Origin of the sequence: Streptomyces lasalocidi, from assembly GCF_005280215.1 — a bacterium.
Lineage (GTDB): Bacteria > Actinomycetota > Actinomycetes > Streptomycetales > Streptomycetaceae > Streptomyces > Streptomyces longwoodensis.
Map to the genome: position 1 here is coordinate 7,283,725 of NZ_SZNQ01000001.1, position 25,297 is coordinate 7,309,021.

A 25,297-nucleotide genomic window follows, 5' to 3' on the forward strand; every position below is an offset into this window, starting at 1 on the left:
ATGAGCACAGGGGGATCCGGCGCACGGGTGATAGACGGCCGCTTCGAACTGCTGGAGCGGTTGGGGAGCGGGGGGATGGGCCTGGTGTGGCGGGCCCGTGACCTGGTCCTGCTGCGCGAGGTGGCCGTGAAGGAGGTCCGGCCCTCGGACCCGGGCCTCGCCGAGCACGACCCGCAGGCCGCCCGGCTGCTGCGCGAGCGCGTGCTGCGCGAGGCCCGTGCGCTGGCCCGCGTCCACCACCCGAACGTGGTCGCCATCCACCACGTCGTCGACGGCGGCGAGGGTACGTTCCCCTGGCTCGTGATGGAACTCGTCACCGGCGGCTCCCTCCAGGACCGCCTGGAGCGCGCGCCACTGACCCCGGGGGAGGCGGCCGGCCTGGGGCGCGAGGTCCTCGCGGCGCTGCGCGCGGCCCACGCGGTGGGGATCGAACACCGGGACGTGAAGCCGCCGAACGTGCTGCTGCGCCCGGACGGCAGACCCGTGCTCACGGACTTCGGCATCGCCGCGATCCGTGAGCACACCAGCCTCACCGCCACCGGTGCGGTCATCGGATCACCGGACTACATGGCGCCCGAGCGCGTCAGTGGCAAGGACGGCGGCCCCGCGGCCGACCTGTGGTCCCTGGCGATGATGTTGTACGTCGCCGTCGAGGGCCACCACCCGCTGCGCCGCTCCTCCACCCTGGCCACGCTCGCGGCGGTCCTCAGCGAGGAGGTGCCCCCGCCCCGGCGGGCCGGTCCGCTGACCCCCGTCCTGTCGGCCCTGCTCGTCAAGGACCCGCAGGCCCGCCCCGACGCCGAGACGGTCGACCGGATGCTCGCCGAGGCACGACAGGCGGCGGCGGGCGGGACCCCCACCGGTCCGGGCCCGGCTCCGAGTGCCGTCCCGCCCCCGGCGACCACAGCGCCGTCCCCTGGCCCCGGGTACGGCTCCGCGCCTCATGGGCCCGGGTACGGCCCCGCGCCCCACGGCTCCCCGTACGGCCCGTCCGTTCCCGCGGACGCCGCGCCGACCTCGTACCACCTGACGCCGCCCGGTCCCGGAACTTCGCCGGGCGGGCCGGTGGTCACGGTCGGCGTGCCCGCGGACCGCCGTCCCGCCCGGCGCGCGCGGATGCCGGCCGTCGCGGCGTCCGTCGCCGGGGTCGCCCTGGCGGGCGCCCTGGTGTGGACGCTGCTCCCGGACGACGGGACGGGCGGTCCCGGGTCGAGCGGCAGCGGTGCGAGCACCTCGGCCGGCGGCCGCACGACGGGTGCCGGCCCAGGAACGGGCCGCGGGACGGCGGGAGCCACCGGCGGCGCCACCCCGGCCGCCGACGACGAGGGCACGGCCCCGGCCGACCTGCTGACCGCCGAGGGGCTGCGCACGACCGTGGCGAAGATCAAGGCGGCGTCGGGCGGCGAGAAGTTCACCAGCCTCGCCGTGTACGGCGAGTACGCGATCGCCGGGGTGCCGGTGAAGGGCAACCCGGAGCTGTACGACTCCTACCGCTATGACGCCGGCGCCGACGTCGCCGTCAAGAGCGGACCGGGCGGCACGGTGATGAGCGGGGAGGTCCCGGTGGACCCGGACATCTACGACTGGGACGCGGTCCCGGCCCTCCTCGCGAAGGCCGCCCGCACACTCAAGGTGCCGTCACCGACCGCCCGTTACGTCGTGGTGCAGCCGGCCTCCACGGTGTTCGACACCGACCCCTACCTGGGCGTCTACCTGGCCGACGCCTACGGCTCCGGCCACCTGTCCGCGACGGTCCGGGGCAAGGTCACCAACACCTATCCGCGCGGCGGCTGACCGGGGCGGGCGGGGCACCCGTGCCCGGTCGGGCCGTCGTGCTCACGTGCGGACCGCGCCGGGTCAGGCGCCGCTCTCGCGGAGCATGTCCTCGCGCTCGACGAGCTTCACGCGCTCGCGGCCCTGCGGCTCGCCCAGCGCGCGCTCGGCGGCGTCCAGCCGGTACCAGCCGTCCCACGTGGTGTAGCGCACCGCGCGCTCGGCGAGGAACGCGTCCACGGCCTCGGGCTCGGGGGAGGCGGGGACCTGCAGACGGCCGTGGGCGTGGTCGTCGAGCAGGTTGGACACCGTCTCGTTGGCGTCGCCCTTGGTGTGGCCGATGAGGCCGATGGGGCCGCGCCGGATCCAGCCGGTGACGTACACGGACTGCAGGTGCGCGCCGCTCTCCTCGATGACCCGGCCGCCCTCGTCCGGGACCGTGCCCGTGCGCAGGTCCCAGGGCAGCTTGGGCAGCTTGTCGGAGAGGTAGCCGACGGCGCGGTAGACGGCGGTGACGTCCCAGTCGGTGAACCTGCCGGTGCCCCGGACGTTGCCGGTGCCGTCCAGCTCGGTGCGCTCGGTGCGCAGGCCGACCACCTTGCCGTCCTCGCCGAGGATCTCGGCGGGCGACTCGAAGAAGTGCAGGAACAACTTGTGCGGGCGGTCGCCGACGTCGCGGATCGCCCAGTTCTCCAGCGTCTTGGCGACCATGTCGGCCTGCTTGTTGCCGCGCCGGGTGGCGATCGAGCCCTCGTCGTAGTCGATGTCCTCGGGGTCGACGACGACCTCGATGTTCGGCGAGTGGTCCAGCTCGCGCAGCTCCATCGGGCTGAACTTGGCCTGCGCCGGACCCCGGCGGCCGAAGACGTGGACCTCCAGCGCCTTGTTGGCCTTCAGGCCCTCGTGGACGTTCGGCGGTATTTCCGTCGGCAGCAGCTCGTCCGCGGTCTTGGCGAGGATGCGGGCCACGTCGAGGGCGACGTTGCCGACGCCCAGGACCGCGACCTTCTCGGCGTCCAGGGGCCAGGTGCGCGGCACGTCCGGGTGGCCGTCGTACCAGGAGACGAAGTCGGCGGCGCCGTAGGACCCGTCCAGTTCGACGCCCGGGATCGGCAGCTCGCGGTCGGCCGTCGCGCCGGTGGAGAAGATCACCGCGTCGTAGAAGGCGCGCAGGTCGTCGAGGGTGATGTCGGTCGGGTAGTCGACGTTGCCGAAGAGGCGGATCTGCGGCTTGTCGAGCACCTGGTGCAGGGCGGTGATGATGCCCTTGATGCGGGGGTGGTCGGGGGCCACGCCGTAGCGGATCAGTCCGAACGGGGCCGGCATCCGCTCGAAGAGGTCGATGGACACACCGGGGTCGGTGGCCGCATCGGACTTGAGCAGCGCGTCGGCGGCGTAGATCCCGGCCGGGCCGGCTCCGACGATGGCTACCCGCAGGGGGCGGGGCATGACAGGTTCCCTTCGAGAGACGAAAGATCGCTCGTCGGGAAGCCTAAGCTAAGGGCAGCCTAAGTCGGTACGCGGGTCCGGTCTATGAGGTCATAAGCATGTTTTATGGCTGCCCAAAGGGCCCCTGGGGGTGTGTCGGACCGCTCACGACAGGGTCTGCTCCGCCCAGATGATCTTGCCGGTGGGCGTGTAGCGCGTCCCCCAGCGCTCCGCGAGCTGCGCCACCAGGAACAGCCCGCGCCCGCCCTCGTCGGTCATCGCCGCGTACCGCAGGTGCGGCGAGGTGCTGCTCCCGTCGGAGACCTCGCAGATCAGCGCCCGGTCCCGCAGCAGCCGCACCCGCACGGGCGCACCGCCGTACCGGATCGCGTTGGTCACCAGCTCGCTCAGGATCAGCTCCGTGCTGAACGACAGCTCCTCCAGCTCCCAGCGCGCCAGCTGCCGGACCACCGCGGCGCGCACCTCGCCGACCGCAGCCGGGTCCATCGGCACGTCCCACTCGGCGACCCGGTCCGGGCCCAGCGCCCGGGTACGGGCCACGATCAGGGCGATGTCGTCGCTCGGGCGGGGCGGCAGCAGCTCGTCCAGGACCACCCGGCACGTCTCCTCGGGCGAGGCGTCGGACCCCCGCTCCAGCGCCCCGCTGAGCAGGGCCAGCCCGGCGTCGATGTCCCGCTCCCGGTCCTCCACCAGCCCGTCGGTGTACAGCACCAGGCGGCTGCCCTCGTCCAGCTCCAGCTCCGCCGTTTCGAACGGCAGCCCGCCCAGGCCCAGCGGCAGGCCCGCCGGCACCTCCGGGTACTCCACCCGCCCGTCCGGACGCACCAGCGCGGGCGGCGGGTGCCCCGCCCGGGCCACCGTGCACCGCCGGGACACCGGGTCGTAGATGGCGTACAGACAGGTCGCCCCGGAGACCGGGCCGGTGGTGCCGTCCGCCGTCTCGTCCTGGTCGATGCGGGCCACCAGCTCGTCCAGCAGCCCCAGCAGCTCCTCCGGCGCCAGGTCCAGCGCGGAGAAGTTGTGCACCGCGGTGCGCAGCCGGCCCATCGTGGCCGCCGCGTGCAGCCCGTGCCCCACCACGTCCCCGACCACCAGCGCCACCCGGGCCCCGGACAGCGGCAGCACGTCGAACCAGTCGCCGCCGACCCCGGCCTGCGCGGGCAGGTACCGGTAGGCGATGTCCAGGGCGTTCTGCTCGGGCAGCGTGCGCGGCAGCAGGCTGCGCTGGAGGGTGACGGCCATGCCGTGCTCACGGGTGTAGCGGCGCGCGTTGTCGATGGTGACCGCGGCCCGCGTCACCAGCTCCTCCGCCAGCGCCACCTCCTCCCGGTCGAACGGGTCGGGACGCTCCGACCGCCAGAAGGTCACCACGCCCAGCACCAGCGCGCCCGCGCGCACCGGCACCGCGATCAGCGAGTGGATGCCGAAGTCCACGACCTGCTCGGTGCGCTCCAGGTCCTGCGCCCGCCAGCCCGGCGACTCGGCCAGCCGGGCCTCCAGCACCGCACGCCCCTGGGCCATGCCCCGCGCCTGCGGGGAGGTCTCGACGAACCGGATCTGCACGCCCACCGCGTACAGCGGCGCCCCCTCGCGGACGCCGGTCACGGCCGTGCGCCGCAGCACACTGCCCGGCTCCGGCTCGTCCCCGTCCAGGACCGCGTCGAACAGGTCCACCGTCGCGAAGTCCGCGAACCGGGGCACGGCCAGCTCCACCAACTCCTCGGCGGTACGCGTGACGTCCAGGCTGGTGCCGATGCCCACCCCCGCCGCGTACAGCATGTCCAGGCGCTCACGGGCCGCGTCGGCCTTCCCGGACAGGGCACGCAGCTCGGTGGAGTCGCGCAGCGTGGCCACGCTGCCGGGCGGGCCGCCCGCCAGGTCGGTGGGCCGCTGGTTGATCGCGATCAGCCGGTCGCCGACCAGGTGCACCTCGTCCGTGGCGACCCGGCCCGAGGAGAGCAGGTCGGCCGTGCCGGGATCCAGCCCCAGCTCCCGCACGTGCCGACGCTCGGCGTCGTCGGGCAGGTCCAGCAGGCGGTGCGCCTCGTCGTTGGCGAGCAGCAGGCGGCCGTCGCCGCCGACGATGATCACGCCCTCGCGCACGGTGTGCAGCACCGCGTCGTGGTGCTCGTACATCCGCGTCATCTCGCGCGGCCCGAGCCCGTGCGTCTGGCGCAGCAGCCGCCGGCTGACCAGCGCCGTGCCCCCGATCGACAGGGCGAGCGCGGTGGCCGCGGCGCCCAGCAGCAGCGGCATCTGCCGGTCGGCGGTGCCCCCCACGTGCTGGGTGGTGATGCCCGCCGACACCAGTCCCACCACCCGGCCGCCCGGGCCCCGCACCGGGACGACGGCCTGCACCAGCCGACCGATCGTCCCGTCGACCTCCTCCACCACCGACTGCCCCGCCAGCGCGGGCGCGATGTCGCCGACGAACTTCTTGCCGATGCGGTCCGGCTTGGGATGGGTGTAGCGGATCCCGTCGGTGTTCGTCACCACGACGAAGTCGACGTGCGCGGCCCTGCGCGTCGCCTCGGCCTTCGGCTGCAGCAGCGCCGTCGGGTCGGGGCTCGCCAACGCCTGCACGATCCCGGGGGAGTTGGCGAAGGTCTCGGCGACCGCCAGCGAGCGGTTGCGGGCCTCCTGGGTGCTGTCGTGCCGGACCTGGAGCACCAGCGCCACGACCGCCGCCACGATCAACAGGAGCACGATGACGACCTGGAGCACGAACACCTGCGCGGCCAGGCTCAGCCCGCCGAGCCGCGACCGCCGCCCGGTGTCGTCCGGCCGGGTGCGCTCGGCCAGCCGTGCCGCGCGGACGGACGCCCGCTCCCGGGTCACCTGGCGCTCACGCGGCGGCCGGGCGCGCCCGGGCACGGGCCGGTCACGCGGTCCGCGGGGACGACGGGCCGACGACGGATCCGAGCGCCCCAGGGGTCGGGCCATGTGCCCATGTCTACACCGCCCCGCCCCACGGGGCGAGGGGGGTCACAGAAGGTCACGGGAAGCACCTCGCGCAAGGTCCGTCGCGTCCGCGTCGCCGTGCCGTGCGGCGAGGAGCAGCGCGATGTCGTCGGGCCGGTCGGTGGCCTGCCGGGCGACCGCGGTGAGCCGGTCGGCGACCTCCGCCAGCCTACGCACCCCCGGTTCCGCGGCCCGCTCCAGGGCCAGGCGCAGCGCGGTGATCCCCTCGTCGATGTCCCGGCCCGGCCGCTCGACCAGCCCGTCCGTGTACAGCGCCAGGATCGCGCCGGGCTCCAGGAGCAGCTCGGTCACCGGGTAGTGCGCGCGCGGGTCGACCCCGAGGACCACCCCGCCGGGCAGGTCCACCACCCGGGTCCGCCCGCCCGGCGAGCGCAGCAGCGGCGGCGGATGGCCGGCCCGCACCACCCGGGCCACGCCCCGCGCCGGGTCCAGCCGGACGTAGCAGCAGCTCGCGAACTGGCCCGGGTCCAGGTCGATGAGCAGGTGGTTGGTACCGGCCATGACCTCCTCGGGCGGCCGGTCCCCGAGCGCGAACGCCCGTACCGCGGTGCGCAGCTGCCCCATGGTGGCCGCCGCCTGCACCCCGTGCCCCTGCACGTCCCCGATCACCAGCGCCAGCCCGTCCCCGGCCTCCACCACGTCGTACCAGTCGCCGCCCACCTCCATGCCCTCGGTGCCCGGCAGGTAGCGGCCCGCGGTCTCCACCGACGGGTGCGACGACAGCCGCCGGGGCAGCAGCGCCTGCTGCAGGCCGCGGGCGAGGGCCGCCTCCGTGTCGTAGCGCTGCGCCTTCTCCAGGGCGTGGGCGATCAGGCCCGCGAGCGCCGTGAGCACGGTGCGCTCCTCGGCGCCGAAGCTGCGCGGGCGGTCGAAGCCCAGGATGCACGAGCCGACCGGGCGACCCGACGCGATCAGCGGCAGGAAGGCCCGGGTGCCCTCCTCGGCGTCCAGCGGGATGCCCGGGTAAGCGGCCGCCAGCTGCCGCATCGAGTCGAAGAACAGGGGACGGCCGGTGGTGAGCGTCTCCACGCCCGGCAGCCGCGCGTCGAGCGCCACCCCTTGGAACGGCGCCAGGAAGCCCTTCGGGAACCCGGACTCCCACGCCAGGTACAGGTGTCTCTCCTGCAGCAGGTAGATGGCGAGCCGGTTGCCGCCGAAGGCGGGCAGCAGCTCCCGCATCACCACCTCCGACACCTGCCGCGCGGTCACCGCCTCCGTCAGGGCGATCGCCAGCACGATGGGCCGGTAGGCGGGCACCGCCGTGCCGGACCCCGGCTCGTCCGCGGCGGTCGCACCGCCGGTGCCGTCGGACACCCGGTTCTCGGGGACGACGGTGCAGGTCAGCCGGTCCGGCCCGGGGTACACGGAGAAGCTCAGCCAGTCGCCCTCGTACGGCTGCGCGTCCGGGGGCGGCCGCCGTACGTGGAAGTGCGCCGGCTCGGGCGTCAGCAGGGCGGAGCGCAGGTGGTCCTCGCAGGCCGGCTGGTTCAGCCAGGGCACGGCGTCCCACAGCGACCGGCCCAGCAGCCCGCCGGGGGGCACACCGAGCAGGTGGGCGGCCCGGGGGTTGGCGTAGACGACCAGCCCGAGGCGGTCCACGCAGAACACGCCTTGCGGCAACAGGTCGGCGGCCGCGTCGCCGAGCGCGCCGGGGCTGGGGTCCACCAGGAACCCGGAGACGGCGGCGGGCGGCCGCGACAGGTCGGGCGACCACAGCGTCAGCAGCCGCGGCGCCCCGTGCCCGGTGCACACCGACACCGGCAGCGGTGGCGGGCGTCCCGCGGCGGCCTCCCGCAGCAGCGTCGGCATCTCGAGCGCCCCGGTCGGCGTGACCGCCCGGGCCAGCGCGTCCAGCGTCCGGGGGAACGCGCCCCGCTCCAGCCCGAGCAGGGCGTGCGCGTGCTCGTCCGCGCGCACGGTGTCGGTCACCGGGTCCCAGGTGAAGCGCCCGGCGCGGGCCGGAGCCGGTCCGGTGGCCGGCGGACGCACGCAGTGCGGCCCGCCGTCCCAGACGACGGCCGTCCCCTCACCCTCGAGCCGCTCCAGCGCCGCGCCCAGCTCGTCCGCCAGCAGCGTCAGCCGCTCCACCTCCGCCGCGATCCGCGTGGCGTCGTCCACGGGCGGGCGCAGCACGGTGAGCACGCCGTACGCGTGCGTGCTGGACACCACCGGCACGCACAGACAGCCGAACGCGAACGGCAGACCCGCCGCGAGCTGTGGATGGCGGCGCATCGCCTCGGTGGCGTTGGCCAGCACCACCGGCACCCCGAGCCGGTGCGCCTCGGCCACCGGGAACGGCCGGTCCACGTGCACCCGCCACCACGGCTGGAACAACGGCCCCGGCAGCCCCGTGAGCGTGGCCAGCCGCAGCATCCCGGACGTGCTGGAGCGCAGGTAGACCCCGCCGGCGTGGCCGCCCGCGGTACGCATCGCGTCCACCGCGGCCCCGGTCAGCAGGGCGGTCAGCCGCCCGGGCGGCTCCCGCTCGTCCCCGACGCTCCCAGTCATCGGCCCAGTCATCGGCCCTTACCTCGTCCGTGCGCCGCCGCACGGCGACACAGCAAGAATGCGCCACGCGAGCGTCGTCGTGCATCTGCGGGGCGGGAGCGGTGCGGTGGGGGACGCGGCGTGCGCGCCCTGTGGGAGGCGGGGGAGCGGGGGCGGGAGAGTGGGGGACGCGGGGGCGTCCATTGCGAGCCGGTCGCGTCTGATGCGTGCCGGTCGCGTCTGATGCGAGCCGGTCAGTGCGCGGTGACGCGCAGGGTGCTCTTCGCGAGTTCGTACGCGGGGAGCATCGCCCGGTGCTCCTCGTCGTCCAGCCCGCCGAGGTGGACGACGACCGGTCCGTCGGGCGTGGTGACGGCGAGGGCCCGCTCGGTCTTCGTCTCCTCGAGGATCTCGCTGGTCACCCGGTACTCCACCTCGGTGCCGGACAGCCCGCCCGTCGTGAAGGCCCGGTACGTGGCGTGAGCCACGCCCTTCTCCGCCCCGACGAAGGACGCCAGCACGGACCGCGCGTCGACGGCACCGGGCTCACCGGTCCACACCCGCAGGAAGCCGATGTGCCCGGCGGGCTTGGCGTCGACCTCGCAGACCGCGGTGACCGGGCCCTGGTGCAGCAGGGCGTCGGCGATCTCGGCGGCCAGGTCGTCGTCGGGAGCGGCGGAGCCGGTGGAGCCGGTTGAACCGGTGGAGCCGGGGGAGCCGGGGGAGCTGGTGGATCCGGTGGAGTCCGGGACGGTGGACTCGGGCTTCCAGTTCTTGGCCAGGGCGAAGGTGACGGGCAGCCGGCAGGCGGAGCCCGGGGCGCCGATCGTCCCGCCGCGCGCCGCCACGGCACTGCTCGCCCCGGCACCCGCGCCGGACGCCGTCGGCTTCACCGCACCGTGGCCGCCGCCGGCCCCACAGGCCGTCAGCGCCCCCGCGAGGCATCCGGCGACGGCCACCACCAGTCCGCCGCCCAGCGACCTGCCGCTGCGTCCGACGGTCCTCGACCCCACCCCGAACCGCACCGTGTCGCCCCCTCCTGGATGCCGCCCCTCGGCACCGGCCGAGAACTGTAACCGAGCCGGGGGACGGGCGACTCGGGCTGTGGATCCCGCTGACGGCGCGCCTGCTGCCCGCCGTGTGCGTCACGGGAGCCGTCGTGGCCCGGCGACGGCCGATGGTGCTGACGGCCGGGTGGACGCCGCGGCCCCGGCTTCCCGTTGCTCTGGCGTGGTGGCACTGACCTGCGTATTCTTCCCGACTGGCTCGGACCTTCGCGCGCTCCCGCGGGCGGGGCGGTGGCCTTCCGCTCGCCAGGTGTGTGCCCCGTCACGCGAGCAACCTGTACGTCGGCTTTCACGTTTGCCGAGGTGCCCGTGTTCGACGGCGCCCTCGCGGGGCACGTCGTTCCGTACGACAGGGCGGGCGACGAGAACGATGGGGGCACTGTGCGTCCAGAACCGGAGCGGCGCGACGACGACGGCGGTACGCGTGCCGTGCCCAGCCACGCCACGTCCGGCCGCGCCGCGGTGATCCGTGCCGGGCTGAGCCGGGCCGGACTGGGCCGTGCCGTCCGCTGGGTCGGGCGCACGGTGTGGGGCGAGTGGCGGGGCATCATCGTCGACCCGGTGCGTGAGCTGTTCCGCCGCGGCCCGGGTGCGCTGTCCCTCGCCTTCGTGGCCTGCGCGGGCGTGATCTTCTTCCACGCCATCGCCCAGCACCCGACCGGTGCGACGGTCGTACGGCTCGTCGGGGGAGTGCGGGGTGACCTGCCGTTGTGGCTGGCGCTGCTGCGCACGCCCGTCTCCCTCTACGTCCCGGCGCTCGACCTGCCGGTGTGGGCCGGCATCACCCAGCTGTTCCTCGCCTTCGCGCTGGCCGAGGTCGCCCTGGGCCGACGCAGGACCCTGCTCGTCGCCTACGTGACGACCCTCGCCGGCACCCTCACCGCGCGCGTGATGATCGCCGTGGGTCCCGGCTGGTGGGGCTTCGGCCTGCCGCCCGAGGCCGGGCAGGTGCTCGACACCGGCCCCTCGGCGGCCGTGGTCGGCCTGTTCACGTACATGTCGGTCGTCCGCCGCGCGCCCGTGGTGTTCACCCTGACCGGCGGTTCGATGGTGTGGGAGTCGATCGCCAAGCCCAACCTGGCGGGCCGCGAGCACCTGATAGCGGTGGCCGCCGCGGTCGTCATGGGCCTGCTGCACGGACGGGGCGAGAGCGTACGACGGCGGCTGCGGGCGCTGTGGCCGTGGCGGGGGCGGACGCAGATGAGTCGGGTCGTTGCCGCGACGGGCCCCATCGGGGCCTCCAGCGCAGTTGCGGCCCCGGCTCCCGCCGTGGCCCCCGGCACCCCGTCGACCGTGGCACCCGCCACGACGTCCACCGGGGCGCCCGCCATGAGGTCCACAGGGGCGCCCGCCATGACGCCCGGCGTGGCGCGCGCCGCCGTCGTCCGGGCCCGTACCCCCGAGCCGTGCGTCGGCCCCTCGGCCGGGTCGGGCCCCACCCGCGTCACGAGCTGATCGCGGCCGACGGCCCGCCGGTCACCTCTCGCTCGTACTCGTGACCGTGCCCCCGTCGGCCCCCGTGCCGTCGCCCGCACCGACCTCGGACCCCGGGTCGTCGTCAATGCCGTGCGCGCGGGCGATGCGCACCGCGTCGTCCAACTCGTCCTGCGCCACGGCGACCTGATACGCGTCGTCGGCCTCCAGGGCGGCCGCGAGCGCGGCACGCGCCGCTCGCACCCGCTCCTGCACGGCCTCGGTGAAACCGCCCACCGAGGACCTCCTCCCCGGACCCCCGCCCGCCGGTCCGGCCGGCCGGTCGGGCACTGAATCGAACAGGTCTGCAACTGTACTGGTCAGCCCCCGTGCCCGAGCCTCGCCGGAGTGATCCTTCGGCGACACCGATGAGAAATCTCTGTGAATGGGAGTGACGGTTGAACACACCGTCGTCCGACTCCGTATGGGACCGGGGGGATTTCAGGCCGAGCCGCCCACGAAGCGTAGGAGCACTCTTGGGACACAACAGGCGCAGACGCCCGACCGGCGGACGACGCGCGACCTTCGCGGCAGTCGCCCTGATCCTGGGCGGCGGGGGACTGATGGCGGCGAACGTCTATGCCTCCGCCACCGAGGGCGGCTCGGGGTCCGACGGGAAGCCCTGGACCACGGGCGCGGTCACCATCGACTGCCCGGACGTCGGCAGCGAGTTGACCACCGTGCCGGACGACGCGCGGGCCGAGGTCGACAAGGAACTGGCCCAGCTGGACCAGCAGACAGCCGCCGCGTACCAGCAACTCCAGGACAACGCCCAGGCCGTACGGCAGGACGACTCCTTCGCGGACAACGCGGTCATGAAGCCGTTGAAGGAGAAGCGGGCCGCCACGATCGAGCGCATCGCCGTCGCCGTCGACCGCACGGGCGACCGCCCGCAGGGCCTGGACGACCTCGCCGAGTGCACGCTGCGCACCGACGAGCCGCAGAACGGCGACAACGGTCAGAACGGCGACAACGGCCAGGGCGGCCAGGACGGTCAGGGCGACCAGAACGGCGGCGACCAGCAGAACGGCAACGGCGGCCAGGCCGGCAACGGCGACCAGAACGGCAACGGCGGTCAGGCCGGCAACGGCGGTCAGGCCGGCAACGGCCCCGTGCCCGCCGACTACGTGGACATCACCACCGTCCAGCCCACGCAGCAACCCGCGGACCCGGCCTCAGGCCCCTCCCGCGGCACCTTCGCCACCAGCTGCGGTGTGAACAAGGACGGCCTGTTCAACTCGGACAACGTCATCGTCGCCCCGGGCGTGAGCAACGGCGCGCACCACTTCCACGACTACGTCGGCAACCAGTCGAACACCGCCTTCGCCTCGGACGAGGACCTGGCGAAGGCGAAGACGAGCTGCGTGGACCAGGGCGACAAGTCGACCTACTACTGGCCCGTGCTGCGCCTGCAGAACGGTACGCAGGAGCGGGACGCCAACAGCCCCGGCGGCGGCATCGAGGGCAACGCGGGCCAGATCGTCACCCCCAAGGACGTCACGCTGACCTTCGTCGGCAACGCGCGGTCCGAGGTCACCGAGATGCCGCGGCTGCTGCGCATCATCACCGGCGACGCCAAGGCCTTCGTCAACGGCCCGGCCAACGCCAACGCCTCGTGGAGCTGCACCGGCTTCGAGGACCGCCAGCTCAAGGACAAGTACCCGCTCTGCCCGTCCGGCAGTGACGTGGTGCGCACCTTCCACTTCCAGAGCTGCTGGGACGGCCGCAACATCGACAGCGCCAACCACCGTACGCACGTGGCGTTCGCCGCCCCCGACGGCAGCTGCCCGGAGGGCTTCCGCGCCATCCCGCAGCTCGTGCAGCGCATCGTCTACGACGTGGACGCGCCCAGCCTCGACGACGGCGGCCGTACGACCCCGTTGTTCTCGGTGGACTCCTTCCCCGAGCAGCTGCACAAGCCGGTCACGGACCACGGTGACTTCATCAACGTCTTCGACGAGGGCCTGATGCGCCAGATGGTCGGCTGCATCAACGAGGGCCGCCAGTGCGGCGCCGGCCAGGGCGGCGGTGGCCAGGGCGGCGGCGGCGCGGACAACGGCAACGGCGGTGACAACGGCGGGGGCTCCGGCAACGACGGTGGCACCGGCGGCGACACCGGCGGCGGCAACGGCGGCGGCGCGGGCGACGGAGCCGGGACCGGCGACAACGGCGCCGGCGGCGGCACCGGTACCGGCGACGGCGACGCGGGCAACGGCACCACCGGCGGCGCCGACAACGGCTCCGCCGGTGGCGCCCAGGAGCAGCCCCCGGCGAGCGCGACCGCCGAGGCACCGCAGGACGAGCCCTCCGACTCGGCTCCCCAGGCGGGCGACGGCGGCGGCACCGCGACCCTGGGCGACCAGCCCCGCGTCTACTCGAAGCCGACGATCGCCGCGACCTCCTCGCCCGCCCCGAAGGACGCGGGCGGCAACGGAACCGGGACGAACGACAACGGCGCGAACGGAACCGGGTCGAACGACAAGGCCGCCGGTGGCAACGCGGCGGCCGCGGACTCCGTCTCCACGCCGGCCCCCATCGCCCAGGACACGTCGACCGGCACGGAACCGCAGGCGAGCCAGGGCGGTCTGGCCGAGACGGGAGCGCAGCTGTGGCCGGCGGCCGCGGGCGCGGTCCTGGTACTGGCCGGCGTCGTCCTGCTGTTCCGCCGCGGGAGCCGCTCCTTCTGACACCGCTGCTCGGGACACCCGGCGCACTGCAGGCCAGGCCCGTTCGGACGCACCTCCCGGGGTGTCCGAGCGGGCCTGCGGCGTTCCGGCGACCTTCGACCGCGTCGCGCTGCGCTCGGATCGTGGCCCCCGCGACACCCGCACGTCACTCGAACGGCTGATCGTGGAGAGGATGGGCACCGCGGCGCCACCGCGGACGTTCATCGATCGAAGGGCCGACGGGGACCGACGGATGTCTTCCGCTCCGCCCCGACATGCCGTCCGGCGTGCGCTTCACGACGATGGGCAGGAGCAGGACAGGAGCGGACCGAGGGACGGCAGCACACAGCAGGGATCGGGAGGGAACCGTGGGGGGACGACGCGACATGGCGGACACGACATGAGCAGTACGGGCAGTACCGATGGCACCGGGCGGCACGGCACCGCCGACCGCGACGTGCGCCGGGCGCGCCACTGGGCCCGGGTCGCTCTCCTGATGGTCGTCGGCGCGGCCCTCGTGGTGACGCTGGGCGCCGGCTCGGGCGGCTGGCTGGTGCTGGTCGGCGGTCTGGTCGGGCTGGCCGTCGCGGGTGCCGGACTGTGGTGGGCGCTGACCCACCGACGGCTCGGCCGACTCCTGGGCGCCGTCGTGGCCGTGGGCGCGCCGGTGGGCGTCATCGTGATGTACGCGGCGTCGGGACTGTGGCCGGTCGCCGTCGGCGGGCTGTCCCTGTGGGCGGCCGCCCTGGCCAGCGCGCGGTCCGCCCTGCGCAAGCTGCGCAGGCCACGTGCCATGCGCACCCGCAGGACACCCCGGCCGCGCCGGCCCGTCCTGATCATGAACCCGCGTTCCGGCGGCGGCAAGGTCGAGCGCCACGACCTGGTGACGCGCGCCGAGACCCTGGGCTGCCGGGTGATCCTCATCGACCCGGACGCCCCGACCGACCCGGGCCTGGAGGCCACGCGGGCCCTGGCCGCCGGTGCCGACTGTCTCGGCGTCGCGGGCGGGGACGGCACCCAGGCGCAGGTCGCCGCGGTCGCGGCCGCACACGGTGTGCCGTTCCTGGTCGTCCCCGCCGGCACCCGCAACCACTTCGCCATGGACCTGGGCCTGGACCGCGCCGACCCGGTGCGGAGCCTCGACGCACTGACCGACGGCGTGGAACTGCGCGTCGACCTCGGCGACGTCGACGGCCGGCCCTTCGTCAACACGGTGTCCTTCGGGGCGTACGCGGAGATCGTGCAGAGCCCCGAGTACCGGGACGCCAAGACGGCCACCGCGCTGGAGCACCTCCCCGACCTGCTGGCCGGTGAGGCGGGCGCCACGCTGGACGTCCGCGTCGACGACACCGTCCTGCACGACCCGCAGGCGGTCCTCGTCAGCAACAACCCCTACGCGCGCGCCGACCCGCTCGGCGGCGGACGCAGACCGCGACTCGACTCCGGGACGCTCGGTGTGATCGGCATCCGCGTCGAGGGCGCGGCCAGGGCCGCGGAACTCGCCCTGCGCGGGGAGCGGGCCGGCAGCATCACCTCCGTCACCTCCCGACGCGTGGACGTGGCGGCCGACCAGGACCGGATACCGGTCGCTGTCGACGGCGAGGCGCTCGTCCTGCCCACCCCCGTGGTGTGCACCTTGCGCCCGGGCGTCCTGCGGGTCCGGGTGCCGCGCCGGCGCCCCGGGGCCACGTATGCTCCGCCCTCCGTCGACTGGCGGCACATCGTGGACCTCGCCTTCAACCGGCCCTGGCGCGACCCCGACGGCGAGGACCCACAGGACAGGGGCGTGATCGACCCTTCCGAAACCCGACCGGCACGGAGGACGACGACCGTGGAGCGTCGTGCCCCGGCCCCGAGCAGCAAGGAGGCGGGCGATGCCTGACCACCGTCCCTCGGCCCGTACGACCGCGGTCAGCCTGGGGCGTGACCTCATGGCACTGGACCGGGCGCTGTACGAGGCGGTGACCGTCACGCGGACACCCACCATGGACAGCGCGCTGCGGCGCCTGTCCACGGCCGCGGACCACTCCAAGTTGTCCTTCGCGGCCGCCGCGCTGCTGGCGTTGCGGCCCGGCCGCAGCCGCCGGGCCGCCGTCGTGGGGGTCGCCGCGATCGGTGTGGCCTCGGCGACGGCCAATCTGCTGGGCAAGAAGCTCGTACGCCGCCCCCGGCCGCACCGGGCGGTGGACTCGCCGTTCCCGGGGCGCCATGTGCCCATGCCGGAGTCGGCGTCGTTCCCGTCGGGGCACACCGCGTCGGCCGTGGCGTTCGCGGCGGCCGTGAGCCCCGTCCTGCCGGCGGCCACCATCCCGTTGGGCCTGCTGGCCGTCGCGGTCGGCTACTCGCGGATCCACACCGGAGTGCACTACCCGGGGGACGTGATAGCCGGTGCCGTTCTCGGGACGGGGGCGGCCGCGACGGTGCTGGCGGTCGCCGGGGCGAGGGGTGGCGCGTCAAGGAAGTGACGGGTGGGCGCGCTCCCATCACCCTGCGTGAAGAGGAGGCGGCGGGAGGCGCCTATCCGCGCAAGGGCGCCAACTGGCCATGTCTGAAAGGAAGATGCTGCGGCGAGTGCCGATGGGTGACCTTCCCCACTCGCGATCGGGCAAGGGGGAGGTGCGGCTTCCGCTACCGTCAGTAACATGATCAACTTGTCGCTTTGGATGGTCTGTACAGGCAACGTTCCATCCCCGACTCGTTGACCCCTTCACTCGGAGGCCCCCCATGCACTCGCCCGAGGACGCCCTGCACCAGGCACGCGCCGCGTACGAGGACCACCTGCGCACGTGCCGGCAGTGTGCCGTCGACACGGTCCCGTGTGCCGCGGCCAAGCATCTGGCGCGCATCTACAACAACGCCAGAAGAGGCCTGGGGCGCCCGAGTTCAGCCATGCGCTGACCCGGGCGGCAGGGATGAGCGCGCCGGTCGTCCGGCGCGCCCTCTCACGCCGGGCGCACCGCGCAGCGGATGGCGTCCTCGCCCGCGTGGAAGATCGATTCCTCGCTGACGAACGCCCCCGGGCCGGGCGCGTGGATCATCAGGCCGTCGCCCGTGTACAGCCCGGTGTGCCGCAGGCCGTCGAAGAAGAAGATCAGATCGCCCGGTCGCAGGTCGGCCAGTTCGACCGGCGTGCCCGCGCCCGCCTGGTCGGCGGTGGCCCGGGGAAGCGGCAGTCCCGCGGCCGTCCAGGCGGCCTGGGTGAGGCCCGAACAGTCGTAGGAGCCCGGACCCTTGGCGCCCCACACGCAGGGCTTGCCGAGCTGGGCGCGGGCGAAGGCGACGGCCTTGTCGGCCTTGGCCGTGTGGACAGGGGCGGCGGGGCTGGAGCCGATCGTGGCGGGGGCGACGGGGGCGACGGGGGCAGCGGGGACGGGGTCGACCGTGGCGGGGGCGGCGGGAGCGGTGACGAGGCCTTCGGGTGCGGTGCCGGGGGGCGCGACGGGGGCGGTGGCGAAACCCACGGCGTCCGGTGCGGAGGAGGGGACGGCGTAGCCGCTGGTGTCCGTCAGCGCGGAGGGGGCGGCGAAGGCGCCGGTGTCCGTCAACGCGGAGGGGATGGCGAAGCCCCCGGTGTCCGTGAGGGCGAACGGGGCGGCGAAGCTGCCGGTGTCGGTGAGGGGCAGGGGCGTGGCGAAGCCGCCCGTGTCCGTGAGGGGTGACGGAACGGCGTACGCGCCGGTGTCCGTCAGCGCGGACGGGCTGGCGTAAACGCCGGTGTCCGTCAGCGCGGACGGGGCCGAGAAGCCGCCGGTGTCCTGGGCTGCCCAGGGGGTGGTGCCCATCTGGAGTGCGTCCCAGTTGTGGGCGCCCGTCTCCTGCATGCCCCAAGTCATGGCACCGGTGTCCTGTGTCGCCTGGGTTGCCCAGGCCGTGGCACCGGTGTCTTGCGCGCCCCAGGTCGTAGCGCTGGTGTCCGGCGCTGCCCATTGCATCGAGCCGCCGTCCTGCATCCCCCCGGTCGCCCTGGTCGCGGCGCCGGCGTCCTGACCGCCCCAAGCTGTCGTCCCGGCGTCCTGGGCTGCCCAAGCCGTGGCCCCGGTGTCCTGCGCGCCCCAAGCCGTGGCCCCGGTGTCCTGCGCGCCCCACGTCATCGTGCCGGTGTCCTGCGTCCCCCAGGTCACGGCTCCGGTGCCGTACGTCGGCAACTGCCCGGTGTCCCAAGCAGGTTCGGCCGGGAGCGGTTCGGGGGCCGGCGCGGTGGGGGGCGGGAACCCGGCCCGGGCGGAAGCGGCCGCAGGTGCGGGGCTGAGGGCCCGGGCGCCCTGGAGCTCGATGCCGTCGTCGTGTGACGCGCGTAGCCCGTCCGCCGAAGGTGCCGGGGGCAGCGCGGGCAGGGTGCGTGCGGTCAGTTCGGGGACGTGCCGTTCGGCGGACTCCAACGCCCGTGCGCCCGCGGGCTCCACGGCCCGTGGCGGACGCGGCGCCACCGCGGGGCGTTCGGGTGTGCGGTCGCGGGGCAGGACGGCCGGCACGATCGGCCCGAACGCGCTGCGGGCCGAGTCGAACCACTGCCGGGCCACGGCGCTGACGTCGGCGTCGCTCGTGCGCCCGGCAGGGGAGCCGCGGCGCGCGCCGGACGCCATGGCGCGGGTGGCGTTGAAGGTGCCGGTGTCGGACTCGGCGCGGTCGTACAGGGCGTTGACCCTCTGCTGGACCTCGGCCCGGCTGGGCGGTACGAGCTCCTCGAGGAGGGTGGAGCCGGTGGGCTGGGCCGGCACGGAGGGGAGGGTCGTCACGGCGGGGGCGGAGCCGCTCAGGCCGACGAGGTCGGTGCCCATGAGGTCCTGGCTGCGGTCCGTCGGCATGGCGGACGTGCTCCTTCCGTGCTCCACCGGTCGAGCGTTCGGCGCGGTGCGGGGGAGACGTCCCCGCAGTGCCGGCGGTGCGGGTGGTGCCGGCAGCGCAAGGCGGTACCAGCGGTACCCGCACCCGTCAGGGTGCCGCGGACTCGGTGGGGGTCGCGCGGTCCGGCGGGGTTCGCCGGAGTCGGTCGTGCGGCCCGGGCGTCAACCTAGCCAACTTGTGTGACTGGTGTGAAGATTCACGCCTCGAATGTCCGATACGTTTTCGTGACCTTCGTCTCGTGCGGTTTCAAGTGGCGAGCGGGTCGGGCCCCTTGGGGTGGGCGTCCAGTACCTGTCGGCGGGCCGCCTCGTCGTGGACGAGCAGGGACAGCAGTGCGGCCACGGTCAGCCCGGCCTCCGCCGGATGGCGCAGGACCTTGGCGGGCTCGATGATGTAGGTGTTGCCGCGCCCGGTGCGGGTGTGGGACAGGTAGCCGTCCTGCTCCAGGTCGGCGATGATCTTCTGAACGGCGCGTTCCGTGAGCCGGCAGTGCGCGGCGATGTCACGGATCCGGGCGGTGCGATTGTCTGCGATGGCCGCCAGGACGCGCGCGTGGTTGGTGAGGAACGTCCATCCTGTGTGCGACTCGGGCACTCCCTCCATGGAGGGGATTCTATGGCCTCTTGTTCATGAACTCAAAAGACGGAACTACTGTTCATGTATTGATTGACGTGTTGTGGGTAACCGAGCCACGCTTGAGCTGAGAACGGAAGAGACCGGGGGAGGCGGTCATGCCAGAGCCTGCGCACGACACGACCCCCGGAGCAGGGAGGCCGCCGTGCGGGCAGAGGTGGATGGTGTGTCGGCGGTGCGGGCCGCGCCCGGACCGGTGATCGACGTCCGCCCCGAGGGTGACCGTGCCGTCGTCAGGGTGCGCGGTGACCTGGACCTGGATGCGACACGGCCGCTGGAGAGAGGCCTGCGCACCGCCCTCGTCTCGTCGGCCCACGGTGTCGACCTGGACCTGTCGGAGGTCGGCTTCTGCGACTGCTCCGCGCTCAACGTCCTGCTCGCGGCCCGTCGGCGGGCCCTGGCGGAAGGCAAGACGCTGGACCTGAGGGCGACCGCCCCGACCGTCGACCGGGTCCTCGACCTCACCGGCACCCGGTCCCTGTTCGCGGACCCCGACGGCGCGACGGAGCAGGGCGCCGACGGGGAGGCCCTGCGGGAGCTGCGCGTCGAGGTGGTCCAGCTGCGGCGCGCCATGCAGACCCGTCCAGTGATCGACCTCGCCCGGGGCATCCTGATGGCGTCGTTCGGGCTGAGCTCCGAGGAGGCGTGGCGGGTCCTCGTCACCGCCTCCCAGCACGCCAACACCAAGCTCCACCACCTGGCCCGGGACATCGTCTCGACCGCGGAGGGCGGTGAGCCCCGCGAACAGGTCCGGGACCAGCTCGCCGCGGCGGTCACCCGCGTCCGCACGGAGAGCCCCTGAGGCCCGAGGCGCACTCGGACGGCCGCACGGGCAGCCGCTGAGGCACGACGCCTGCTCCGGCGGCCGCACCCGGAGAGCCCACTGAGGCCCGAGGGTCACTCGGACGGCCGTCGGCCGGACATGGAACGCCTCGCTCGATTCACGCGTCCTCACAACCGAATCGAGCGTCCACTCTTGCTTCCATCACGCATCCGATCGTACGTTTCCCTCATTCCTCTCCGCTTTCTCCTTCCCTCCGATCGGGGTGCGCCATGGACCGAGCCCGACTGCGTCACCTGCTGGCCCGCGAGAGCGCGGAGGCCGAGGCGCGCAACCCCCGTTCGCAGGCCGCCTACGCCCGCGCCGACCACCTCTTCGGCCGCGTGCCGATGACCTGGATGAACAAGACGGCCGGGGCCTTCCCGCGCTACCTGGCCACCGCGCGCGGCGCGCGGGTGACCGACATCGACGGGCACGAGTACGTCGACTTCTGCCTCGGTGACACCGGCGCCATGACGGGACACTCGCCGGCCGCGGTCACCGCCGCCGTGCAGCACCGGTTCGCCGAGCTGGGCGGAGCGACGGCCATGCTGCCGACCGAGGACGCCGAGTGGGTCGGCGCCGAGCTCACCTGCCGGTTCGGCCTCACCCGCTGGAGCTTCTCGCTCACCGCGACCGACGCCAACCGCTGGGCCATCCGCCTCGCCCGCGCGGTCACCGGCCGGCCGAAGATCCTCGTGAACAGCTACTGCTACCACGGCAGCGTCGACGAGTCCCTGATCGTGACCGGCCCCGACGGTGCGGGCACCGCCCGCCCGGGCAATGTCGGCGCGCCCTACGACGTCACCCTCACCAGCCGCGTCGCCGAGTTCAACGACCTGGACCAGCTGGAGCGCGAACTCGCCCACGGCGACGTGGCCGCCGTCCTCATGGAGCCCGCCCTCACCAACATCGGGATCGTCCTGCCCGAGCCCGGCTACCTCGACGGCGTCCGCGAACTGACCCGCCGGCACGGCACCTTGCTGATCAACGACGAGACGCACACCTTCTCCGCCGGACCCGGCGGCTGCACCGCGGCCTGGGGCCTCGAGCCGGACGTCCTGACCATCGGCAAGGCGATCGGCGGCGGCATCCCCGCCGGCGCCTACGGACTGTCCGCCGAGCTCGCCGACCGGCTGCTCGGCCGCGACGACCTCGACCTGGTCGACATGGGCGGCGTCGGCGGCACCCTCGCGGGCAACGCCCTGTCCGTCGCCGCCATGCGCGCCACGCTCGAACACGTCCTGACCGACGGCGCGTTCGCCCACATGCACCAGCTCGCCGAGCGCTTCGAGGCGGGCGTCGGCGCGGGCATCGAGAAGCACGCGCTGCCCTGGTCGGTGAGCCGGCTGGGGGCCCGTACCGAGTACCGGTTCAGCTCCCCGGCGCCCCGCACCGGGACCGAGGCGGCGGCCGCGGGCGACACGGAACTGGAGGACTTCCTCCACCTCTACCTCGCCAACCGTGGCATCCTGCTCACCCCCTTCCACAACATGGCGCTGATGTGCCCCGACACCACCGAGCAGGACGTGGACCGGCACACCGAGCTGTTCGCCGCCGCCCTGGCGGCACTGGCCGGCTGACCGGCGGAGAGGACCACCCGTGGACGAGATCGACCGGGCCATCCTGCGGGAGCTCCAGACCGACGGACGCATCGCGTACGCCGACCTCGGCCCGAAGGTCGGCCTGTCCGCCTCGGCCGCCCGCCAGCGCCTGCAACGCCTGCTGGACTCCCGGGCCGTGCAGGTCGTCGGAGTGACCGACCCGATGGCGATGGGCGGCCAGGCCATGGCGCTGCTCGGCATCACCGTCGACGGCGACCCCCGCCCGGTCGCCGACGCCCTGGCGACCCACCCCGAGGTGGTGTACTCGGTGCTGACCTCCGGCGGCTTCGACCTGTTCGCCGAGGTCGTCGCGCCCGGCGCCAAGGACCTGCTGGACTTCGTCAACGACGTCGTCCGCACCGTCGAGGGCGTGAGCGGCGTCCAGTCCTTCCCCTACTTCGGCATCCACACCCACCGCTTCCTGTGGGACGTCGGCTGAGCAGCCGCGCCGGGCACACCGGCCGGGACGTATCCTGCTGGCGCCCCCGCGGGCCGACGGGCCGGGGCCGTGGGGGAGTTGGCGACGAGGGGGAGACCGTACGTGCGACCACTGGAACCCGGCGACCCGCACGCGGTCGGCGGCTACCCCCTGCTGGCCCGGCTCGGCGCCGGCGGCATGGGACAGGTCTACCTCTCGCGCACGCCCGCCGGGCGGCCCCTGGCGCTGAAGACGATCCGGCCCGACCTCGCGGCCGACCCGGACTTCGGGCCGCGCTTCGCCCGCGAGATCCGCAACAGCGACCGCGTCCGCACCCCGTGGACCGCCTCCGTCGTCGACTTCAGCCCGCCCGGCGGACACCCGCAGTGGCTGGCCGTCGAGTACGTCACCGCGCCCTCCCTCGCCGACTGGGTCACCGCGTACGGCCCCCTGCCGCCCGCGGCGGTCCGCGCCCTGGCCGCCGAACTCGCCGCCGCCCTGGCCGCGGTGCACGCGTGCGACCTCGCCCACCGCGACGTCAAGCCCTCGAACGTGCTCCCGGCCCGGGAACGCCCCGTCCTGATCGACTTCGGCATCGCCCGCGCCGCCGACGAGTCCCGGCACACCCGCACCGGAGGGGTCGTCGGATCCCCGGGCTACCTCGCCCCCGAGCAGGCGTCCCACGGGGCGGCCGGCCCGTCAGGCGACCTGTTCTCGCTGGGCGCCGTGCTGGCGTACGCCGCCACCGGCCGTGGCCCGTTCGAACACCCCGGTGAGCAGGTCTCGGCGGCCTCGCTGCTCTACCGGATCGTGCACGAGGAACCCCGCCTGGACGGCGTACCCGAGGACCTGCTGCCGGTCGTACGACGGTGTCTCGCCAAGGACCCCGGGCAGCGGCCCACCACTGCGGAACTGACCGCGCTGTGGCCCCGCCCCGGACGCGGCACCGGAGCCGGCTGGGAGGACGCCCTGCCGCCCGGCCTCACCGCCGACCTGGACGCCCGCGCGGCCGAGGTGGCCCGGCTGTGCGCGCCGCCGTCGCCCCCGGCACGCGCGGTCCCGCCGCTGCCCCCGGCGCACGCGGCCCCGCCGTTGCCCCCGACCCACACGGCCCCGTCGTTCGCCACCTCCCCGGCCCCCTCGGGTACGTGGCCCCCCACGCCGGTGCCGCCCGCCGGGCCGCCCCCCGCCCGGCGCTCCCGTGGCGCCCTGCTGTGGAGCGCCGCGGGAGTCGTCACGGCGGTCGCCGTGGCGACGGTCCTGTGGGTGAACCTCCTGGGCCCGGACGACGGCGACGACGCCCGGAACGACGACGTCACCTCCGCGCCCGCGTCCGGCTCGACGCCCGGGTCCGCGTCCGCCGCCCTCTCCACGGCCTGGGCCGGCACCTGGACCGGCGAGGGCACCGGGAACCCGGACGCCGACGGCCGGCTGCAGCCCCGCACCAGCTCCTTCCGCGTCACCCTGACCCTGCACACGGCGGCCCGGGGAGAGCTCGCCGGGAAACAGGTCAGCAACGTCAGCGAGGTCGGCACCGGCCGGGAGGTCGGCTGCACCGAGGCGCTGGAAGTGCGGGAGGTCCACGGCTCCACCGCCACGTTCGAGGCGGTGACCAGCCATCCCACCGACCGCTCGGCCCCGGGACTCTCGTGCCCGACGGGCAACGTGTACGTCGTCCGGCTCACGGGCGACGACACCATGACGCTCGGCGAGGAGGGCGCCCAGGCGGCGGGAGCCCCCTCCGCCCTGCGCCGCACGCCGACTTCCTGACGCCGCGCCCCCAGGAGCGCGGCGCGCTCTGGCAGGATCGGCGCATGAGCGTCCAGCGTCTCCCCTCCGGCCTGATGCGCCTTCCGTCCGTTCCCCACGGCTCGCACAGCTCGTGGCGTTCGCTGTGGTCGAAGGGCTCGGCCCTGTCGATCGGCTCGGTGGACTCGTTCCTGTCGATCGGCTCCGTCGGCAGTGCCCTGTCGGTCGCCTCGGTCGGCAGCTTCCTGTCCGTGGGCTCCGTCGGCTCCGCCGCGTCCTTCGCCTCGGTGGGCAGCTGGCTGAGCACGGGCTCGGCGCTGTCCGCCCGTTCGTCGGGCGCGGCCCTGTCCTGGCGCACCCACCACCGCACCCGCGCCGCCGCCGTCGTGGCGGCAACTGCGGTGACGGTCACCGGCCTTGGCGTGCTGTACGCCTACGTCTCCCGTAAGCCGTAGGACCTCGACCCCGGTGGCTTCGCCGGGGGTTGCCCGTCCGGCGCCCGGATCAGCGGCTCCGGCCGCTACGTCGTGTTCACCCAGGACCGCCCCACCGGGTCGACGGCGGCCGAGGCGTCGAGGATGTACGTGCGCGCCCTTCTGGACGCCACGGCACAGTGGGTGAGTCAACCCGCCCGGCCCGCGCACCCGCTCCGCACGGCGTTGTCAGTGGTCGCCACTAAGTTCGATCACGTCTCGCCGATCCGGCGACGGCATTCCCTCGTGCTGCTGCAAAGGAGCTGGTGCGTTGTCGCTCTGGGAGAAGTCGAGCGCCGCGCGGGTGGTCCCACCCGCACGGCCCCGCAAGCTCGCCAAGGTCCCGTTCGTCGAACTGGCCGACGGACGCCTGCAGGGCGTCGTGTCCAGCGGCTCGGACATCGAGCGGGTCTACGTCTCGTCGGTCGCCGCGGGCACCTTCGCCTTCGCGTGCAGCACCAACAACAACCGCCCCTGCGGCGGCGCCCGCGGCGGGTTCTGCAACCACATCCGCGCGCTGATCACCGAGGCGGTCCTCCAGTACGGCGGCCTGCGCGTCGCCCGCTACCTGCGCGTGGACACCGGTGACACGGCGGCGGACGCACCCGCCCTGACCGGCGCGATGACCGCCGGCCACCCGCCCCAGGCCGACCGCACGGCGGCCGCCGCCGTCTTCAGCCGCTTCCTGCGCCACCTGGCCTACCTCGAACTCGCCCCGGCCACCGCACCGTTGCCCGAGATGCACTGGTTCCCGCCCTCCCGGCAGGGCGAGGCCGCACCCGAGACACAGACACAGGCGCAGACGCATACGGAGACGGAGACGGAAGGGGCCGCGGCCGGAGCGGACGCGGCAGGGAC

General features: G+C 74.4%; 18 protein-coding genes and 1 pseudogene. 12 read left to right on the forward strand and 7 right to left on the reverse strand.

Going from position 1 to position 25,297, the window contains the following annotated elements; translation table 11 throughout:
- Positions 1–1,794 carry a serine/threonine-protein kinase gene (locus E4U91_RS32940; RefSeq protein WP_137310197.1) on the forward strand — a complete coding sequence of 598 codons (1,794 nt, stop codon included), beginning with the start codon at positions 1–3 and terminating at the stop codon, positions 1,792–1,794.
- Positions 1,795–1,857: 63 nt separating this feature from the next.
- On the opposite strand, the gene E4U91_RS32945 is transcribed toward E4U91_RS32940, so the two are convergent.
- The 4 genes from E4U91_RS32945 to E4U91_RS32960 form a co-directional block, all read right to left on the reverse strand.
- Positions 1,858–3,222 carry an FAD-dependent oxidoreductase gene (locus tag E4U91_RS32945; protein WP_137310198.1) on the reverse strand — a complete coding sequence of 455 codons (1,365 nt, stop codon included), beginning with the start codon at positions 3,220–3,222 and terminating at the stop codon, positions 1,858–1,860.
- A gap of 144 nt (positions 3,223–3,366) precedes the next feature.
- On the reverse strand, positions 3,367–6,165 hold the full coding sequence (locus E4U91_RS32950; RefSeq protein WP_174867894.1) for a SpoIIE family protein phosphatase: 2,799 nt from the start codon (positions 6,163–6,165) through the stop codon (positions 3,367–3,369).
- Between the two features lie 42 nt (positions 6,166–6,207).
- Complete coding sequence (locus tag E4U91_RS32955) at positions 6,208–8,712, reverse strand: SpoIIE family protein phosphatase (RefSeq protein WP_137310199.1); 2,505 nt, start codon at positions 8,710–8,712, stop codon at positions 6,208–6,210.
- 233 nt (positions 8,713–8,945) lie between these two features.
- Positions 8,946–9,704: a lipoprotein gene (locus tag E4U91_RS32960; protein WP_137310200.1), complete on the reverse strand. Its 759-nt coding sequence runs from the start codon at positions 9,702–9,704 to the stop codon at positions 8,946–8,948.
- 357 nt (positions 9,705–10,061) lie between these two features.
- On the opposite strand from E4U91_RS32960, the gene E4U91_RS39960 reads away from it, so the two are divergent.
- The gene (locus E4U91_RS39960) at positions 10,062–11,213 is read left to right on the forward strand and encodes a hypothetical protein (RefSeq protein ID WP_241678764.1); all 1,152 of its coding nucleotides are present in this window, start codon (positions 10,062–10,064) and stop codon (positions 11,211–11,213) included.
- 21 nt (positions 11,214–11,234) lie between these two features.
- Here the strand turns inward: E4U91_RS39960 and E4U91_RS32970 are convergent, their stop codons facing one another.
- The gene (locus tag E4U91_RS32970; protein WP_137310201.1) at positions 11,235–11,468 is read right to left on the reverse strand and encodes a hypothetical protein; all 234 of its coding nucleotides are present in this window, start codon (positions 11,466–11,468) and stop codon (positions 11,235–11,237) included.
- Positions 11,469–11,794: 326 nt separating this feature from the next.
- Here E4U91_RS32970 and E4U91_RS32975 point away from each other — a divergent pair, with 326 nt between their 5' ends.
- The 4 genes from E4U91_RS32975 to E4U91_RS38270 all read left to right on the forward strand — a co-directional run bounded on the left by E4U91_RS32975 (position 11,795) and on the right by E4U91_RS38270 (position 16,795).
- Complete coding sequence (locus E4U91_RS32975; protein ID WP_137311124.1) at positions 11,795–13,918, forward strand: DUF1996 domain-containing protein; 2,124 nt, start codon at positions 11,795–11,797, stop codon at positions 13,916–13,918.
- 379 nt (positions 13,919–14,297) lie between these two features.
- Positions 14,298–15,779, forward strand: a complete 1,482-nt coding sequence (locus tag E4U91_RS32980; protein ID WP_137310202.1) for a diacylglycerol/lipid kinase family protein — start codon at positions 14,298–14,300, stop codon at positions 15,777–15,779.
- Positions 15,772–16,362, forward strand: a complete 591-nt coding sequence (locus E4U91_RS32985; protein ID WP_137310203.1) for a phosphatase PAP2 family protein — start codon at positions 15,772–15,774, stop codon at positions 16,360–16,362. The genes E4U91_RS32980 and E4U91_RS32985 overlap by 8 nt, the downstream gene beginning before the upstream one ends.
- 259 nt (positions 16,363–16,621) lie before the next feature.
- A complete protein-coding gene (locus E4U91_RS38270) occupies positions 16,622–16,795 on the forward strand; it encodes a hypothetical protein (protein ID WP_168218212.1) in 174 nt (57 codons plus the stop codon).
- 44 nt (positions 16,796–16,839) lie between these two features.
- Here the strand turns inward: E4U91_RS38270 and E4U91_RS39680 are convergent, their stop codons facing one another.
- Together E4U91_RS39680 and E4U91_RS32995 are read right to left on the reverse strand one after the other, a co-directional pair.
- Complete coding sequence (locus E4U91_RS39680; RefSeq protein ID WP_277755352.1) at positions 16,840–18,702, reverse strand: C40 family peptidase; 1,863 nt, start codon at positions 18,700–18,702, stop codon at positions 16,840–16,842.
- 286 nt (positions 18,703–18,988) lie between these two features.
- Positions 18,989–19,345 (reverse strand): helix-turn-helix transcriptional regulator, encoded by a 357-nt coding sequence (locus E4U91_RS32995; protein ID WP_168218213.1) that lies wholly within the window; start codon positions 19,343–19,345, stop codon positions 18,989–18,991.
- Between the two features lie 175 nt (positions 19,346–19,520).
- Between E4U91_RS32995 and E4U91_RS33000 the strand changes: the two genes are divergently transcribed.
- The 6 genes and pseudogenes from E4U91_RS33000 to E4U91_RS39290 all read left to right on the forward strand — a co-directional run.
- Complete coding sequence (locus tag E4U91_RS33000; protein WP_241678765.1) at positions 19,521–20,177, forward strand: ANTAR domain-containing protein; 657 nt, start codon at positions 19,521–19,523, stop codon at positions 20,175–20,177.
- A gap of 251 nt (positions 20,178–20,428) precedes the next feature.
- Positions 20,429–21,778, forward strand: a complete 1,350-nt coding sequence (locus tag E4U91_RS33005; protein ID WP_137310205.1) for a transaminase — start codon at positions 20,429–20,431, stop codon at positions 21,776–21,778.
- A 19-nt stretch (positions 21,779–21,797) separates the two neighbouring features.
- Complete coding sequence (locus E4U91_RS33010; protein WP_137310206.1) at positions 21,798–22,238, forward strand: Lrp/AsnC family transcriptional regulator; 441 nt, start codon at positions 21,798–21,800, stop codon at positions 22,236–22,238.
- Positions 22,239–22,340: 102 nt separating this feature from the next.
- Entirely contained in the window at positions 22,341–23,987 is a 1,647-nt protein-coding gene (locus E4U91_RS33015) for a serine/threonine-protein kinase (RefSeq protein ID WP_137310207.1), read from the forward strand.
- Positions 23,988–24,031: 44 nt separating this feature from the next.
- On the forward strand, positions 24,032–24,421 hold the full coding sequence (locus E4U91_RS33020; RefSeq protein WP_404766392.1) for a hypothetical protein: 390 nt from the start codon (positions 24,032–24,034) through the stop codon (positions 24,419–24,421).
- A gap of 322 nt (positions 24,422–24,743) precedes the next feature.
- Positions 24,744–25,202 (forward strand): annotated as a pseudogene (locus E4U91_RS39290) (hypothetical protein); the annotation flags it as partial.
- Between the last annotated feature and the right edge of the window lie 95 nt (positions 25,203–25,297).

Bases quoted from the DNA above. Each gene is read 5' to 3' on its own strand.
- E4U91_RS32940 (WP_137310197.1), top strand. From the start codon at position 1: ATGAGCACAGGGGGATCCGGCGCACGGGTGATAGACGGCCGCTTCGAA.
- E4U91_RS32945 (WP_137310198.1), bottom strand. From the start codon at position 3,222: ATGCCCCGCCCCCTGCGGGTAGCCATCGTCGGAGCCGGCCCGGCCGGG.
- E4U91_RS32950 (WP_174867894.1), bottom strand. From the start codon at position 6,165: ATGGCCCGACCCCTGGGGCGCTCGGATCCGTCGTCGGCCCGTCGTCCC.
- E4U91_RS32955 (WP_137310199.1), bottom strand. From the start codon at position 8,712: ATGACTGGGAGCGTCGGGGACGAGCGGGAGCCGCCCGGGCGGCTGACC.
- E4U91_RS32975 (WP_137311124.1), top strand. From the start codon at position 11,795: ATGGCGGCGAACGTCTATGCCTCCGCCACCGAGGGCGGCTCGGGGTCC.
- E4U91_RS32980 (WP_137310202.1), top strand. From the start codon at position 14,298: ATGAGCAGTACGGGCAGTACCGATGGCACCGGGCGGCACGGCACCGCC.
- E4U91_RS32985 (WP_137310203.1), top strand. From the start codon at position 15,772: ATGCCTGACCACCGTCCCTCGGCCCGTACGACCGCGGTCAGCCTGGGG.
- E4U91_RS38270 (WP_168218212.1), top strand. From the start codon at position 16,622: ATGCACTCGCCCGAGGACGCCCTGCACCAGGCACGCGCCGCGTACGAG.
- E4U91_RS39680 (WP_277755352.1), bottom strand. From the start codon at position 18,702: ATGCCGACGGACCGCAGCCAGGACCTCATGGGCACCGACCTCGTCGGC.
- E4U91_RS32995 (WP_168218213.1), bottom strand. From the start codon at position 19,345: ATGGAGGGAGTGCCCGAGTCGCACACAGGATGGACGTTCCTCACCAAC.
- E4U91_RS33005 (WP_137310205.1), top strand. From the start codon at position 20,429: ATGGACCGAGCCCGACTGCGTCACCTGCTGGCCCGCGAGAGCGCGGAG.
- E4U91_RS33020 (WP_404766392.1), top strand. From the start codon at position 24,032: ATGAGCGTCCAGCGTCTCCCCTCCGGCCTGATGCGCCTTCCGTCCGTT.